Raw genomic sequence first — 17,013 nt, 5'->3', positions numbered from 1 at the left:
AATGATAAAAAAGATAATTTCAATATGATGACTGAATAATGAAAGCGTCTGTTACATGAGCTTTTATTCATGAATCACCCCTTTAAAGGTCTTCCTTTAAACGTTTGCATATCTTTCTACTTTAAAAATGAAAGCCTACTTTTCTTTATCAAGTAGTGGAATGAGTTTTACTTTATTATCAGAAGCGACTTTACGGATTTCTAGTTCGATTCCTTTTTCGTCTAATTTGCGGAATGCTGCTTCGTCTGTTGCATCGACAGAAACTGCATTGGTAATCATGTGTTTACCTTCGCGGAATGCCATGCCACCAATATTAACAGTTGTGATATTGACACCAGCTTCTACTAAAGTTAATACATCTGTTGGGTTAGTAAATAAAAGCATTACTGGAGTTTTTGCGTATTTAGGATTATTGTATACACGAATTCCTTTTTGTACGTCAACAACACTAGCTTTAACTCCTGGAGGTGCTACTTGTGTAAGAAGGGTTTTACGCACTTCATCCTTTGCTACATCATCACTAATAACAATAATACGTTCTACCTGTGTTTCTTTTGTCCAAACTGTTGCTACTTGACCGTGAATTAAGCGGTCATCAATACGTGCTAAGCGAATTTCCATTATAAATCGTCCTCCCCGACTTCGGTTTCTTTTTTTGGTAATGATGCTTTCAGTGACTTAACGCCATCACTTCCTGCTGTTATAGCAGTTTTAACTAGATCTTTTTGATTACTTGCAGCACGCATGGAGAGTGTTTCAAGTAACATTGGGATATTGACGCCCGTTATAACGTCCATATTCTCTTCTGGAAGGGCAATTTGGCTAGAAGCATTATAAGGACTACCACCAAATAAGTCGACCATAAAAATAACACCTTCTGAAGTATCTAATTTGTCTAGTTTTTCTTTATATTTGGTAATAAGCGTATCAGTGTTTTCTCCAGGAACAAACGTAATAAATTCAACATTGTCCTGTTTGCCGATAATCATTTCTGCTGATTTGAGCAATTCACGCGCAGCTTCACCATGTGTGCCAATAATAATTGCAACTGGCATAAGTATCTCCTCCTTAAAGCGTGGATATGAAGCATCCATTAATACTAACGCAAAAACTGTGCCAACTTTTCTGTATTAAACTACCCCCTTTATTAATAGAAGTGGTTCAAGGCTTCTGTAAGCGTGTACTAAAAGGTGAATAGGAGCTTAATACGCTATATAACTACATTAATACACTAAATATTTATCTTAGACATACATACAACATTACCCTAAAAAATGTAGCAGAAAACGCAATAGTTGAAAATAAAAAAAGCCAACGTAACAATTTTGTTGGCTTTCTGATGTTTATGAAAGTACTTCTGGTTGAATTTCGTTCAAAATATCATACAAATAACAAAGTTCATCATTTGTAAGCTTTAAGTTCATTTTGTAGATGACTTCTTTATTTGTTTGTTCTAATGCACTGAAAATATCTGTGTCTAGCATGGTTTTTGGTTCGCGGTAGACTAAACCATCATTTAAAACCATGCGTTCTAGGGCGCAACCTACATGGATGAGTAAATTAATTTTAAAAGTATTATCCAGTTTGTAACCTAGTTTTTTCTCTAATACAGTTGCAAAAGAGCTCAGAATTTCGATTGTTTTCTTTGGATTAAGATAGGTTAGAAATTCATTAAGGCTTTCTTCGATAATTTCTTTTGCGATTCGACCAGTTTCGCCTTTTTTAACAATAATGTTGCGTTGTTTAACTAGGCTAACTAATTGTTCTTCACCGTCAATGCCAAAAAGTCTTTCAAGCGGGATGAAGGGGATTTGGATTTTTGGATCTTGAATTCCGACAGCCATTAAAATATCGTTTTCTTCTTGTAGCTGTTCTAATCTCGTATCCATTTCATGTAAACCGATTGGGATGACTTTGATGGCGTCCGTTGTGATAGTATCTAAAATATTTTCAATAAATAGTTGAAGTTTTTCAGCAGTTCCTTCGCCAGTCGCACAAATAGTAACGATAGCGTGTGGTTTTTGATTGGAATCGAGTGTGTCATCATCAGAATTATAACCCCCGTAGCCACGGAAATCTTTCAGTGAATCGTAAATACTATCTAGCTCCATATCAAGAATGTTTGATTTACGTACGGCTTCGATAACTGTCGCGGTTGAAACCATATCAATTGAGCGCACCGGAATGCCCGTACGTTCAGAAATAACTGGAGCAAAACTTGTGAGCGAGCCCATATCAACAAGTAGAAGTAGACCGCGTCCCATATCCATTTCCTTCGCTCGTTCGGTCAGCTTATCCAGCACGATTTTCGGACTTTGGTCAAGCGGCATATCAATTCCTTCGACCAATCCTTCGCCGAGTAATTTTTTTGCAACGCTAACCATACTACTAGCGGTATTATTTCCATGAGTAGCAACAAGTACAGCAACGCGCGCATTTTCTTGTTCTTTAAGCAAGGAGCTAATGAGAAGGGTTAGATACATTACTTCCATATTTGGAACGCGAATGTGGAAAGTAGCTTCAATATCATCTTTAATTTCACGAGATAATTCATACGCTTCAGGTTGATCATTAACCACATTTTCGATATTCGTGTATTTTAACGGTTTGTTACTTTCAATGCGTTTAATAAAGGAAGTCAAGTGCAGACTAAAGGCGAGTAAGAAGCGCTCATTTAACTTTTTGCCTAGCTGATGCTCGATTCTTTGTTCAATACCTTCTGCAAAATTAAGGATTTCTTCATTCACGATTTTTAAAATATTTTCGCGATTATGGATGGTGTTTTTGAATTTGTTATAGAAACTGTTGAGGTGAATATCAATATCCATCTTGATAAATTTCTTAATATCGTCATCTTCAACACCTTGATCCATTAAAATAGAAGCTTTATCTTCAATAATTTTATAAAGATTGAAGTTTGGCTCATATTCATCGGAGGTAATTAACGTGTTGTTTAGCTCAGGGAAAATCGTCGTGTATGGCTCTAGATATTCCGCGATGGCTTGAAGTTCTTTGCGCCGATTACTAAAGTGGAAAAAGCCATCTTTAATATTTATCGGTAAAGTTTTAAAATCAATTAAAATTTCATCGTCTTTATCAAAACTGTTTAAAAAACCTTGCGCACAAACGAGTTGAATGTTTGATTTCAACTGGCCGATATTGCCGTAAGTAGTATTACCAATCAGCGCTTTGGCAGCCTCATCTTCAATCCGAATCGGTTTATTTACACGGTGCGCCTCGCTAGAAAGTAAGTATTTAAGTAGTTCCACACGTTCAAAAGCAGTTCTTTCTTCTAAGCTTGGTAAAGTAATAATAATCGGAATACGACGCATAAATGTTTTTAATAAGGAAGATTCCGGATTTTCTGTCGTTGCTCCAATAATTAAAACATTGGATTTTCGAGTTCGGTCAGTTTCGCCGAGTTTGTTGTAGGTACCAGAGTCCATCAGATAAAAAATCATTTCTTGCCCTTCAGGAGGGAGACGATGAATTTCATCGAGGAATAAAATACCTCCTTCTGCTTTTTCAACGAGTCCGCCTTTATCATTTTCCGCACCAGTAAAGGCACCTTTGACATGACCAAAAATATGGGACATCAGGAGTTGCGGGTTATTGTAGTAATCGGCACAGTTGAAAATAATAAACGGGGCATCAGCCGGCAATCGTTTGGCATGTTGCGAGAAACGATACATTAAGTTAGCGAACAATGTTTTACCCACACCAGTTTGTCCAAGAATCATTGTATGTAAGCCGTTTGGTGGATAAAGTACTGCTGCTTTGGCTTGTTCGACAGGGGTTTTAAGGCTATCATTTACGCCAATTAAATCATCGAAAGGGCTTCTTTCAACGATACTTGGCTTTAAAATTTTCAGAAGTGCTTCACAACTTTCAAATTCTAGTTCGTTATCTGAAAGCACGCGGCCAATTTCTTCTTCCACCGTTCGTTTCGGAAAATAAAGTACTGGTCGCCCAACGATTTTAATAATTTTGCCTTGTCTATGAAGTTCATTTAATTCCATGCTGACGTTATTTCTTAAAATATCTAATGTTTCTGAAATAGTAGTTGCAGTAAAGCCTTCATTATTTTCTAGTTGCTCACGAATCGACTTAGTTGAAGGGTTTTCTAAAATAAATTCATAAATACGGTCAATACGCTTCAATTATAAAACCTCCAATTAGTGTATTGAAAAACGGAGTGTGTATTGAATGATGCTAATACACTCTAGAATTCTGTATTTATCTTAGCATTCCTAGTGAAAATGTCAATGATTATTTGCTTAAAATCAAATTGACTCCCCGCGCGGATAGTACTATTATATAGAAGGAACAAATAAAATCAATGAGGTGTTTTCATAATGTCAAAAGTACTATTTATTAAAGCGTCACCACTTCCAAATGAAGTATCCAGAAGTTCGCAAGTAGCAGCTACATTCATCGACGAATACAAAGCGAAAAATCCGTCTGATACAGTAGAAGAATTAGTTTTATATAATACAGAAGTTCCGTTATTAGATTTAGAATTAATGACAGCTGGCCGCGAATTACAAGCTGGTAAAGCATTTACTGATTTAGCTCCAGATGTACAAAAAAGATTAAATGCCTACAATGCGCTTACAGAACAATTCTTAGCAGCAGACAAATATGTATTCGTTTTCCCACTTTGGAACCTTGGAATCCCGCCACTTTTAAAAGCTTATGTAGACACTTTTGTTATTGCTGGTAAATCATTCCGCTATACAGAACATGGTCCAGAAGCACTTTTAAAAGGTAAAAAAGCGATTTTGATTCATGGTAGCGGTGGTATTTATTCTGCTGGACCAACAAGTTCATTTACTCACGGAGAACCATATTTGCGCACAATTTTACAATTTATCGGTATTGATGTAGTACCATCGATTTTTGTGGAAGGTATTGACCACAATCCAAGCAAAGAAGCGGAAATCGTTGCAGCTGCTAAAGCGGTAGCGCATGAAAGTGCGGCTGAATTCTAAAAAAGTTTGTGAAAAATAGTTTTTAATATTAAATGTTAATATAGTATTATCAACTGTCTAGACCAATAAAAACATATAAAAAGATTGCTAATCCCTTTATAAATTGGTAAAGTAGAGAAGTAGATTGATGGATAAAGTGCTGACTCAACTCGGCACTTTATTCTGTTTAGTTACTCGAAAGGGATGAATAGAGATGGAAGAGCAAAAAGAAGAATTGCAAAGAGGACTGAAAAATAGACATATTCAGTTGATTGCGATTGGCGGAGCAATTGGTACAGGGCTTTTTCTAGGAGCAGGGAAGTCAATTCATTTAGCCGGACCTTCTATCATGTTAGTTTACTTAATTATTGGGGCTATTTTATTCTTTGTTATGAGAGCTTTGGGAGAATTATTAATACATAATCCAACAACAGGATCTTTTACCGAATTTGCGGAACAATTTATCGGACCGTGGGCTGGCTTTATTACTGGTTGGACTTACTGGTTTTGCTGGATTGTGACCGGGATTGCAGAAATCACAGCAGTTGGAATGTACGTGAAGTTTTGGGTACCTGATTTACCTCAGTGGATTCCAGCATTAGGTTGTGTTTTAATTTTACTATTATTTAACTTAGCTACAGTCAAAGCTTTTGGCGAAATTGAGTTTTGGTTTGCGATTATTAAAGTGGTTGTTATTATCGCTTTAATCGTAATCGGATTTGTACTTGTATTTATTGGTTATAAACATGGAACTAGTACAGCGTCATTTTCTAATTTAATTGATTATGGTGGCTTTTTCCCAAATGGAGTAGCTGGATTTTTACTCGCGTTCCAAATGGCGACTTTCTCGTTTGTTGGGATTGAACTTGTTGGGGTTACAGCAGGAGAAGCAGATGATCCAGAGCGGACACTTCCAAAAGCAATCAATAATATTCCTATCCGGATTTTGATTTTCTATATTGGTGCTTTATTAGTACTAATGTCCATTTATCCGTGGAGTAATATTGATCCAGACACAAGTCCATTCGTTAGTGTATTTACGATGATTGGGATTCCAGCCGCGGCAGGAATTATTAATTTCGTTGTACTTACAGCCGCGATGTCTTCTTGTAATAGTGGTATTTTTAGTACTAGTCGGATGCTTTATACACTTTCAGCAGAAGGAAAAGCACCGAAGAAAATGCACCACTTAAGTTCAAATGGAGTGCCAGCAACCGCGTTAATCACTTCTACAGCATGCTTACTTATCGGTGTATTTTTAAACTATATTCTACCAGAGCAAGTATTTATTTTAGTTACAAGTATCGCAACGATTTGCTTTATCTGGGTTTGGGGCATTATTTTAGTGGCGCATTTACGTTTCCGTCATAAACATCCGGAAATCTCTGCTAAAAGTAAATTTAAAATGCCATTATCGCCATTTATGAACTGGGTGAGTTTGATTTTCTTTGCAGGATTATTGATTATTCTAGGATTTGCAGCAGATACACGTATCGCTTTATTTGTAACTCCAGTATGGTTCTTAATTCTAGCTATAGCTTATCAAATTTTAAAAGCATCAAACCGAAAGACAAAAATTAGACATAATTAACGAGAATACAGTCATTCGCTAAAGAAAGCAGTTTTAGCGGGTGACTGCTTTTTTTGAAGCCAAAATAGCTCCGCGAAATTCTTTACAAATCAAAAAAATCGTGTAGAATGATAGGTGTTTAGAGGTTTTGATGCCTTTACGCATTTCGAGTGAGTACTCACTCATTTTTATAAATGCGTACTTATGTGAAGCAGTATACAATTAACGAATGATATGTGAATTTCTGTACATATCAAGTAGGGCGTAACGAAAGGGATGAGAAAATGATTCATGCAGGTTTAGATGTGGGATCAACAACAGCAAAAGCCGTAGCACTTAACGACCAGGGGGATATTTTATTTCAAACGTACCGAAGACATTTTTCCGACATTAAAAAAGTAACACTAGAAATCATGCAAGATATGCAAAAAAAATGTGGCATGACCGAGATGACATTTAAAATAACAGGGTCTTCAGGGCTTGCCATCTCCAAATTTTTGAATGTACCATTTGTGCAAGAAGTAATTGCTTGTACAGAAGCAGTAGAACAGGTCATTCCAGAAACAGATGTAGTCATTGAGCTCGGCGGGGAAGATGCGAAGATTATTTATTTCAGCGGTGGGATTGAGCAGCGAATGAATAACGCGTGCGCGGGGGGAACGGGTGCTTTTATTGACCAAATCGCCACACTACTTCAAACCGATCCAACTGGTTTAAATGAACTAGCGCAAAATGCGAATACGATTTATCCAATCGCTTCTAGATGCGGTGTTTTCGCAAAAACAGACGTGCAACCATTACTTAATGAAGGTGCTAGAAAAGAAGATATAGCAGCATCGATTTTTCAAAGTGTCGTTACACAAACCATTAGTGGGCTAGCTTGTGGACGCCCAATCCGCGGGAAAGTAGCTTTTCTTGGAGGTCCGCTTACGTTTCTTGATCAATTACGTTATCGTTTTACAGAAACGCTTAAAATGAAAGACAGTGATATTATCGCACCTCAAAATGCGGAATATTTTATTGCGCTTGGAACTGCTTTTACAGGGCTAAACGATGTACCGATAAAAGTGGCAGATATGATTAATCGTCTGTCTAACATGGATATGACAACAATGGCGACCGATACGGTTATTTTGCCAGCACTTTTTGAAAATAACGAAGACTTAGAAGATTTTCGGGCACGTCATAATCAAATGAAAGCTAAACGGGCGAAGTTGGAAGAATATGAAGGCGACGCTTATTTAGGAATTGATGCCGGTTCAACGACAACGAAATTAATCTTAATGAGCCAAACCAACGAAATTTTATACTCATTTTATTCAAGCAATAACGGTAATCCACTTCAATCTGTTATTGATGCAACAAGCGATTTATATGAAATCTTACCAGAAAAAGTTCGAATAGCGCAGTCTGGAATTACAGGTTACGGCGAGTCGCTTATTAAAGCCGCACTTAAAATTGATGTTGGCGAAATAGAAACCGTAGCGCATTATCGTGCTGCTCGTGAGTTTTTGCCGGATGTTGATTTTATTTTAGACATTGGCGGACAAGATATGAAATGTATGAAGATTAAAAAAGGGGCGCTGGATAGCTTAATGCTTAATGAAGCTTGTTCAGCCGGATGTGGTTCGTTCCTTGAAACTTTTGCGCAAACACTTAATTTATCCATTGAAGAATTCGCTGCCAGAGCCTTGGAAGCAAAAGCTCCAGTTGACTTAGGTTCGCGCTGTACGGTGTTCATGAATTCCAAAGTGAAACAAGTGCAAAAAGAAGGCGTTAGTATGGAAGATTTATCCGCGGGTCTCGCATATTCCGTCGTAAAAAATGCCCTTCAAAAAGTAATTAAACTCCGTAGCCCGAAAGATATTGGTGAAAAAGTTATCGTACAAGGCGGAACTTTTTACAATGAATCCGTATTACGTGCTTTTGAGCTTTTAACAGGGCGGGAAGTTGTTCGACCGGATATTGCGGGAATGATGGGGGCTTATGGTGCTGCTTTAATCGCCAGGGAACATTATGAAACTGGCGAAGTAACCGAGATGCTCGTACTGGAAAAATTACGTGAATTTAGTGCAGATACGTCGCAATCGCGTTGTAACCTTTGTAGTAACACATGTCAGCTAACCGTGACAAGATTTGGCGATGACCGGATGTTTGTTAGTGGAAACCGTTGTGAACGCGGGGAACGTGTCGAAACAAAACGCAACTTACTACCAAACTTATATGCGTATAAATTAAAACGTACCTTTGATTACAAATCACTGAAAAAATCCGAAGCTACAAGAGGCACAATTGGCATACCGCGTGCGCTAAATGTTTTTGAAAACTATCCGCTGTGGCATACGATTTTAACAAACTTAGGTTTCCGTGTCGTTTTATCGTCTAAATCGTCTAAAAACCTGTATGACAAAGGTATTGAAACGATTGCTTCTGAAGCGGTTTGTTTCCCAGCCAAATTAACACATGGTCATATTATGGATTTAATTAAGAAAAAATCGGATCGCATTTTCTATCCATCTGTCGTTTATGAAAAACCAGAATTTGGCGAGGCGACAAATAACTTTAACTGTCCAGTTGTGGCCGGTTATCCTGAAGTTATTCGTGTGAATGTGGATGCTTTGGAAGAAAAAAACATCCCGATGATTAGTCCATTTTTAACATTAGATAATGAAAAAGCATTGATCGAACAAATGAGTCTCGCATTCCCAGAAATTCCAGCTGCTGATATGGAAAAAGCAGTCCAAGCTGGGTTAGAGGAAGCAGAACTTTGCCGTAAAGACATTCAAGCTGAAGGAGAAGCAGCACTTACTTATATTAAGAAAAATAAAATTAAAGGAATTGTTCTTGCTGGGCACCCTTATCATATTGATCCAGAAGTGAACCACGGCATTCCTGAACTTATTACGATGAATGGCATGGCGGTTCTTACCGAAGATTCAATTTCTCATCTTGGTGAAATTGACCATAAACTCCGCGTCGAAAATCAGTGGAAATATCACGCAAGACTATATCGAGCAGCTAGCTTTACTGCTAAAAGTGAAGATTTAGAATTTGTGCAATTGACGTCATTTGGTTGCGGACTTGATGCAATTACGACAGATATGTGCCAAGAAATCATTGAAGGTCATAATAAAGTATATACACTACTTAAAATCGATGAAATCAACAACCTTGGTGCGGCTCGTATCCGCGTTCGTTCGTTAAAAGCAGCAATGGAAGAACGGGAGAAAAACAACGTGAAACCAGGAATTATGCCGAAACCAAAAGAACGTCCATTATTTACAAAGGAAATGAAGAAAACTTATACTATTTTAGCGCCACAGCTAGCTCCGACCCATTTTGAAATGTTAGAAGCAGCTTGTAAAGTGGGCGGTTATAATTTGGAAGTGTTACCAGCAGTTACGCCTCGCGCGGTTGATGAGGGGTTACGTTACGTCAATAATGATGCATGTTATCCGGCGATTTTAACTATCGGACAAATGATGGATGCGCTGAAACATGGTGATTATGATGTGAATAATTTAGCGGTATTGATGACGCAAACGGGCGGAGGATGCCGGGCAACCAACTATATCTCGATGTTGAAAAAAGCACTCGGAGAAGCTGGTCTTGACCATATCCCAGTTATTTCGCTTAATGCTAATGGGTTAGAAAAACAACCAGGTTTTAAAATGACACCAAAAGTTCTTGTTCGTTTCCTAGCCGGAATTAGCTTAGGTGACGCGCTCGACCGGATGCTATACCGAACCAGACCATATGAAGTCGAACCAGGCAGTGCGAATAAACTATTCCGTAAATACCTTGATGCTGGACGTGCTCTAATGGAAAATTATTCTTTCGTAGCATATAAAAAATTAGCAAACGAAATGGTTCGCGCTTTTGACAATCTACCAATTACAAATGAAGTGAAACCAAGAGTTGGCGTGGTTGGAGAAATTCTCGTAAAATTCCATCCTGGTGCTAATAACAATATTGTCGATGTCATTGAAGACGAGGGCGGAGAAGCGGTTGTTCCAGACTTAACAGATTTCATTTTATATTGTTGTTATGACGATCACTTTGCAGCGAATACTTTCGGACGTTCCAAAGTAAAATCATTCGCAAAACAAAGCGTTGCGATTCCGCTCATTAATCAATTCCGCAAACCAGTGACAGATGCGCTGAAGAAAAGTGAACGCTTTGAAGCACCAGCAAGCATCGAATCTATCGCTGAAAAAGCGAGTCAATTACTATCTCTCGGAAATAAAATGGGTGAAGGCTGGTTCTTAACAGGAGAAATGTTTGAATTACTCGATAGTAACGTACCGAATATCGCTTGTTTACAACCATTTGCTTGCTTACCAAACCATATTACTGGTCGAGGAATGATTAAAGGACTCAAAAAAATGTATCCAGAAGCTAACATCATGTCAATTGACTACGATGCCGGATCAAGTTCTGTGAATCAACTAAATCGAATCAAACTAATGCTCTCAATTGCTAGAAAACAACTAGAAACGACAGAAGTTATCACAGCGAAAGAAACAAACACACGATTTAACCCAAGAGAAAAAATCCTTGGTAAAGCAAAACAAGTAAGAGAAAGCGCGCCAGTCGAAATGATAGGAAACAAAGTAAAACAAGCGCGCGATGCAGATCCAGTTGGCGCGATTGCTCAGAAAGTAAAGCACGTAGCTTCTAGTAATGAGCATGTCCAAACCGATAATGATTAATTAAAAAGCCGCCCATCCAACGGGCGGCTTTTTTCTATTCAATAGTTAAATCCTTCTTTTCACAGTAATATCCTTTACCACCCACAAACACTTTTTCTATCTCATCATTATTACTCAATGCTAAATTAACTAAGACTTCAGAAGGCGAGTCCAAAGAATAGCCCTGTTCAAACAGATAATTCTCTTTTCGCAAGTAATGATTTTTATAAAGATAACATGCTAAAGCGGCATTCGAAGTCCCTGTTGCTGCTTCTTCATTAATGTCGTATAGCGGGGCGAAATTCCGACAAATAATTCGGTCGTTATTAAACGTATAAAGATGCATTCCAACGACATCATAAGTCGCGCTAACTTCCCTAATCTTTTCAAAATTTGGCTCTAAAGCATGTAAATCTATTTCACTTGTGATTGGAATTAATATATCTTTTAAACCAGTTGAGACAATTTGAACTTGGTAGTTTGTATTAACCTTGTTTAAGTCAAAGCATTCAGTTAGCTCATTTGGCGGGATTATATCATAGAAGTTTGGTCGATTTTGCTCCATGAAGATAGTACCGTCTTTTAATGTAATAGTAAGAACACCGCTATTTGTTTCGATTGTATATTGATTCTTATGAAGTTTATTTAAATGCATCAATATCGCAAAAGAACCAATAGTCGCATGTCCGCATAAATCAACTTCTTCTTTTGGTGTAAAATATTCTAATTTATAATCGGCAATTTTAGAATCGGTTACAAAAGCTGTTTCCGCATAGCCTAGTTGTTTTGCAATCGCCATTTTTTGTGTGGTGATTAATGTTGGTTCATTTAATACTACGCCAGCTTTATTTCCGCCGTTGTTATTTTTGCTAAATGCACTTGCAACGTATACGGGTATGTTCATAAAACATCATTCTCCTTCGTTAAACTTAATCTTCGGTAATCATCGCAAACTCCGCACGGACTACTTTTTTTAAGTCAAAAGGGGCTAGTTCGATTTGAAGTCCTCTTTTTCCGGCTGAAATTAAGATAGTATCAAGCTGTTCTGCACTATTATCAATAAAAGTTGGAAATAGTTTCTTCATACCAATGGGAGAACAGCCACCGCGAATATAACCTGTTAGCTTTTCCAACGTATCAACTGGAATTAATTCACATTTTTTATTCCCGCTAATCTTCGCTAAGTGTTTCAAATGCAAGGTTTTATCAGCTGGAATGCAGGCGATGATATTCCCTGTTTTGTCGCCAGTCAGAACGAGCGTTTTAAAAATTTGCGCAGGATTATTCCCCGTTTCTGCCGCAACATGAAGTGCATCAAGCGCGTCTTCACTCCATTCATACTCACGTAATTGGTAACTAATCTTCTGTTTATCTAAAATTCGACACGCATTTGTTTTTTTATTCAAGTGTTTCACCTCAATTAATTTTATTTTATGTACAAATTATGACACTTTTAGTAAAATAGTTGGCTTTTATCCCTGCATTCTGTACAATGAAGTGGAATTCAAATAAGAAAGGGAGATTTATTAATGAAAAAAGGGTTATTTAGTATGGTTCTTGTGCTTGCGATGGTACTTGTTTTAAGTGCATGTGGCGGCGCATCAAGGGTAGAACCAAAAAAAGCAGGAGAAATCACAGTTAACGCCGTTGTTTATAATAAAGACACGGATAAAGTTAAAGACGTATATGGTGAAGATGGTTCTAAATTCGAAAAAGAATTTGAAACTAGTTTTAAAGAAAGCTTCATTAGTACATTCACTGCAAGTTTTTCAAGTGATGTTAACTTAGACAAACAAGTGGATGATTTCTATAATGCACTTCGTAAACAGGTAAACGAAAAAACATCGTATACTACTAAAGTAACAAATGACGACAAAGAAAGTCCAGAAATTCAGTTCGCTGTTAAAGGGCTAGACATGAAGGGCGTTCAAACAGAATTAGTAGAAGAATTAACAAAAGCAGCAACAGCTGATCCATCTCTAGCTACAGATGATCAAAAAATGGCTGAAAAAACAATGGAAATCTACACTAAAGCTGTTCAAAATGCAGATGCAGTATCAGAAGCAAAAACAATTACACTTAAACTAAAAGCAGATCCAGATGATGATTCATTATGGAAAATGCAAAACGATATGGCATTCATGCAAGAATTAACAACAGCATTCTTCATGGGCGGCATGAACTAAGATTTTTATAGACACTAGCAACTTTCGGGTTGTTAGTGTTTTTTTGTTTTTAGCAATAGATGTTATAATTGCGTTAATTAGTTGAATAGGAGGGGGCACATGGTTACACTTAAAGTCGCTTTAGTACAACAACAAGCAGTACCAAATGACAAAGAGGCAAATTTAAATTTATCTATACAGTATATACAAGAAGCGCACCGAAAAGGAGCCGATTTAGTCCTTTTTCCTGAAATGTGGTCAAACGGCTACACGCCACCTTTTGACACAGCCTTTGATGAGCCAATGGATGCTGGTTTTGAAGAAGAGCGCACGCGGTGGTTGGCAGATGCAGTAGCACGAGATAGCGCATACGTTACTACTTTAAGAAAACTCGCGAAAGAACTAAACATTGGTGTTTGTGCTACTTATTTATCTAAAACAAAGCAAAAACCACAAAATACAGCTATTATAATTGACCGAAATGGAGAAATAATTCTAGATTACGCTAAAGTCCATACGTGCGATTTCTCTTTAGAAGCATTGCTGCAAAGCGGGGACGAATTTAACGTTTGTGAGTTTGATGGCATAAAACTTGGTGTGATGATATGTTATGACAGAGAATTCCCTGAAAGCGCCAGAGTTTTAATGTTAAAAGGAGCAGAAATTATCCTTGTTCCAAATGCATGCGATATGAATCCAGCTAGACTGAACCAACTAAACTCTCGAGCTTTTGAAAATATGGTTGGGGTTGCAATGGCAAACTACCCTGGAAAAAAATGGGGCAGATCCACTGCTTTTTCCCCGATTGTTTTTGATGAAAATGGAGATTACCGAGATAATACGATTATTGAAACAGATGACATTTCAGAAGGTATTTTTATTGCTGAATTTAATTTAGACGAGATTCGAAATTACCGGGAAAATGAAACGTGGGGAAATGCCTACCGAAAACCGCAAACCTATACAGATTTAATAAGTTTAGATGTAAAAGCGCCATTTAAACGAAATTAAAAAAACAGAGATGAGCGATTCTCTGTTTTTTCTTTTAAAAATAATAAAGCCCCGCAACAATTAGCGCAACAACCAAAATCCCCGTAACCAGATTCGCGACCCGAATTTTCGTTAAACCAAGCAGGTTGAGACCAATAGCTAAAATCATAATTCCGCCAGTAGCCGTTAGTTCTTTAATAATAAGTGCCATCAGGTCTGCTGGAATGAATTGATTAATTTGTGTTGCAAAAAGCGCGATAAGGCCTTCAAATAAAAACACCGGAATAGCCGAGAGCATAACGCCCCAACCAAGTGTCGTACTAAGAAGAAGAGCGATAAATCCATCCATCACCGATTTCGTATAAAGTACATCATGGTTACCACGAATGCCACTATCAAGCGCGCCAATAATTCCCATCGCGCCAATCACAAAAATAAGTGTAGCAGTAACAAAGCCTTTTGAAACATTACTTTTTCCTTTTGCCCCGACTTTCCGTTCAATCCAGTGCCCGAGTTGATTAAGATGGTAATCTATATTAAGCCATTCACCAATAACAGCTCCAAAACAAATACTTAAAATAACAATAAGCGAGTTGCTCGTTTTAAATGCCATTTGAATACCAAGGACGATAACGGATAAACCCATCCCTTTCATGACAGTATCTTTCATACGTTCAGGGATATTATGTAATTTCATGCCAATTATAGAGCCAATTAAAATCCCTAGCCCGTTAACTAGCGCACCAAGTAGAACCATTTTCTTCCTCCCTTTTTTGCATATAGCATTAGTATACAGGAATTTTCTGGCAATTGGGAGTATTATTTCGCATAAAAAAGTCGAAGGAAGCGTTTTGCTCCTTCGACTTTCGTGTTATTTTCCAGCCACTGTAAATCGTTCATTTAAGTGGTTTGGTCGTTCAATCTCATCTAAAACGGCGATAGCATAATCTTCCATGCTGATAAAACTATTACCATCACTACCAAATAAAAGATGATCTTTCCCAGATTGATATTCGCCAGTACGTTCACCGGGCTCAAACATGGCAGAAGGGCTAATATAAGTCCAACTAAACTCTGCCTTATTTGCTTTTAAATGTTCCAACTGTTTTGCTTGAGCACGAGCAGTTGGATAGTACGGCGCCTCTCTAAGTCCTTTTGATTCTAAAAGGGTATTACCATCTTCATCAATTTGAAGACTTGCTGCCCCGCCAACGACAATTAGGCGCGGAGATACAGTTCCATTTAAAACAGAAATCAGATGATCAAGCGAATCCACATGTTTTTCTGCTTCATCCGGGCTGACCCCGTAAGCATCAACGACTACATTTTGATCGGATAAATCTGAAAGAGTTAAATCAAAAATATCTTTTTGTAAAATATTAACATCCTTATGCGTTTGCGTTATTTTCCCGGCATTTCTAACAATAGCTGTTACTTCGTGGCCACGACTTTTTGCTTCTTCTAAAATTCTTGAACCAGCTCGACCCGTAGCGCCAATAATACCAATTTTCATGAAAAAAGCCCCCTATTCATTTTTATGGAATAGCTTCTCGCTTGATAGGAGAATTATTCCCGAAAGAGGGGACCGGAAAACATTTTTTTATGATTGTTCTTTTGCAGCGGTTGATAATTGTTTGATTTTTGCTGCGGAATAAATGTGTGAAATCGTGAAAATAATGAGTGCTAACCAAATGAACATGAAGGCAAATAATTGGATGTGGTCAAAACTTTCTTTGAAAAGCAAGACACCGAGAGCAAGCATTAATGTAGGCCCAATATATTGCAAGAAACCGACCATTGTATAGCTGATTTTCTTTGCAGCGGTCGCAAATAAAAGTAATGGAATAGCGGTAACAATCCCAGCGCCAACTAAAATAATATTTGTTTGCGCGGCATACTGCATTAATCCATTCGTCGCGAAAAAGAGTACATAAATGAGTGCGAATGGCGTGATAATCATCGTTTCAAGTGTTAAACCAGTCCATACGGAAACGGAAACGACTTTTTTAATCAACCCATAAAGGGAGAAGGACACAGCCATACCAATTGCTGCCCAAGGAACGGACCCAAGATGCCATGTGAGAATTAAGACGCCAATTGTTGCCGAGATAACTGCAATAATCTCACCGCGACTCAATCGTTCTTTTAAAATCACCGTTGCGAGAAGTACATTTACAAGTGGATTTATATAGTAACCAAGACTTGCTTCGGTCACATGCCCGCTATTCACTGTGTAAATGAATAAATACCAGTTTCCAGTAACTAAAAAAGCCGCCGCAATAATGGCGATAAGCGTTTTCGGTTTAAGCAAAACGTCCTTTGTTTCTTGAAAAACCATCGAAGTCTTTCGTAAACAAACAATCAAAAATAGCATAAAAATAAAAGACCATATAATTCGATAGGCCAAAATCTCCATAGGAGGGACATTTGTGGCTAGCTTCCAGTAAATTGGAAGGACACCCCAAAATACATATGCGAGAGCTCCGGCGATAATTCCACCTAGCTGCCCATTTTGTTTATTTTCCATAGCGATGTTAGCCTCCTTTTTTAAAAACAATAGAACTATTTTATCCTAAAAGGGAGAATAAAGCTACAAAAAAAACCACGAATAGGCTAGCTACTCGTAG

The 17,013-nt window shown here is 37.7% G+C and carries 13 protein-coding genes; 5 read left to right on the top strand and 8 right to left on the bottom strand.

All coding sequences use genetic code 11. The features are described from left to right. Nucleotides 1-135: 135 nt before the first annotated feature. The 3 genes from OC533_RS04460 to OC533_RS04450 form a co-directional block, all read right to left on the bottom strand. The gene (locus OC533_RS04460) at nt 136-621 is read right to left on the bottom strand and encodes a mannose/fructose/sorbose PTS transporter subunit IIB (RefSeq protein ID WP_003765934.1); all 486 of its coding nucleotides are present in this window, start codon (nt 619-621) and stop codon (nt 136-138) included. After that, the gene (locus OC533_RS04455; RefSeq protein WP_033838008.1) at nt 621-1,055 is read right to left on the bottom strand and encodes a mannose/fructose/sorbose PTS transporter subunit IIA; all 435 of its coding nucleotides are present in this window, start codon (nt 1,053-1,055) and stop codon (nt 621-623) included. The genes OC533_RS04460 and OC533_RS04455 overlap by 1 nt, the downstream gene beginning before the upstream one ends. A 288-nt stretch (nt 1,056-1,343) precedes the next feature. After that, complete coding sequence (locus tag OC533_RS04450) at nt 1,344-4,160, bottom strand: sigma-54-dependent transcriptional regulator (protein WP_003765938.1); 2,817 nt, start codon at nt 4,158-4,160, stop codon at nt 1,344-1,346. A 195-nt stretch (nt 4,161-4,355) separates the two neighbouring features. Between OC533_RS04450 and OC533_RS04445 the strand changes: the two genes are divergently transcribed. The 3 genes from OC533_RS04445 to OC533_RS04435 all read left to right on the top strand — a co-directional run bounded on the left by OC533_RS04445 (nt 4,356) and on the right by OC533_RS04435 (nt 11,252). After that, nucleotides 4,356-4,991, top strand: coding sequence for an FMN-dependent NADH-azoreductase (locus OC533_RS04445; protein ID WP_003770984.1), 636 nt, complete (start codon nt 4,356-4,358; stop codon nt 4,989-4,991). A gap of 193 nt (nt 4,992-5,184) precedes the next feature. Continuing rightward, nucleotides 5,185-6,561 carry an amino acid permease gene (locus OC533_RS04440; RefSeq protein WP_003761117.1) on the top strand — a complete coding sequence of 459 codons (1,377 nt, stop codon included), beginning with the start codon at nt 5,185-5,187 and terminating at the stop codon, nt 6,559-6,561. 263 nt (nt 6,562-6,824) lie between these two features. Then, entirely contained in the window at nt 6,825-11,252 is a 4,428-nt protein-coding gene (locus OC533_RS04435) for a 2-hydroxyacyl-CoA dehydratase (RefSeq protein ID WP_194323295.1), read from the top strand. A gap of 34 nt (nt 11,253-11,286) precedes the next feature. Here the strand turns inward: OC533_RS04435 and OC533_RS04430 are convergent, their stop codons facing one another. Together OC533_RS04430 and ybaK are read right to left on the bottom strand one after the other, a co-directional pair. After that, entirely contained in the window at nt 11,287-12,135 is an 849-nt protein-coding gene (locus tag OC533_RS04430) for a PhzF family phenazine biosynthesis protein (RefSeq protein ID WP_194323296.1), read from the bottom strand. Nucleotides 12,136-12,160: 25 nt separating this feature from the next. Further along, nucleotides 12,161-12,637 (bottom strand): Cys-tRNA(Pro) deacylase, encoded by a 477-nt coding sequence (gene ybaK / locus OC533_RS04425; RefSeq protein ID WP_194323297.1) that lies wholly within the window; start codon nt 12,635-12,637, stop codon nt 12,161-12,163. 123 nt (nt 12,638-12,760) lie between these two features. Here ybaK and OC533_RS04420 point away from each other — a divergent pair, with 123 nt between their 5' ends. Both OC533_RS04420 and OC533_RS04415 read left to right on the top strand, forming a co-directional pair. Further along, complete coding sequence (locus tag OC533_RS04420; protein WP_045554539.1) at nt 12,761-13,417, top strand: DUF5105 domain-containing protein; 657 nt, start codon at nt 12,761-12,763, stop codon at nt 13,415-13,417. 99 nt (nt 13,418-13,516) lie between these two features. After that, nucleotides 13,517-14,407 (top strand): carbon-nitrogen hydrolase family protein, encoded by an 891-nt coding sequence (locus OC533_RS04415; RefSeq protein ID WP_262265231.1) that lies wholly within the window; start codon nt 13,517-13,519, stop codon nt 14,405-14,407. A 34-nt stretch (nt 14,408-14,441) separates the two neighbouring features. Here OC533_RS04415 and OC533_RS04410 read toward each other — a convergent pair whose 3' ends face one another. From OC533_RS04410 to rarD, 3 genes are all read right to left on the bottom strand, one after another. Then, on the bottom strand, nt 14,442-15,143 hold the full coding sequence (locus tag OC533_RS04410) for a DUF554 domain-containing protein (protein WP_194323299.1): 702 nt from the start codon (nt 15,141-15,143) through the stop codon (nt 14,442-14,444). A gap of 114 nt (nt 15,144-15,257) precedes the next feature. Then, the gene (locus OC533_RS04405; RefSeq protein ID WP_194323300.1) at nt 15,258-15,899 is read right to left on the bottom strand and encodes an NAD(P)-dependent oxidoreductase; all 642 of its coding nucleotides are present in this window, start codon (nt 15,897-15,899) and stop codon (nt 15,258-15,260) included. An 87-nt stretch (nt 15,900-15,986) separates the two neighbouring features. Further along, on the bottom strand, nt 15,987-16,913 hold the full coding sequence (gene rarD / locus OC533_RS04400) for an EamA family transporter RarD (protein WP_194323301.1): 927 nt from the start codon (nt 16,911-16,913) through the stop codon (nt 15,987-15,989). Nucleotides 16,914-17,013: the final 100 nt, after the last annotated feature.

Source organism: Listeria sp. Marseille-Q6474 (assembly GCF_946902005.1).
Taxonomy (GTDB): domain Bacteria; phylum Bacillota; class Bacilli; order Lactobacillales; family Listeriaceae; genus Listeria; species Listeria innocua.
This window is presented reverse-complemented; position numbering and strand designations above follow the sequence as displayed.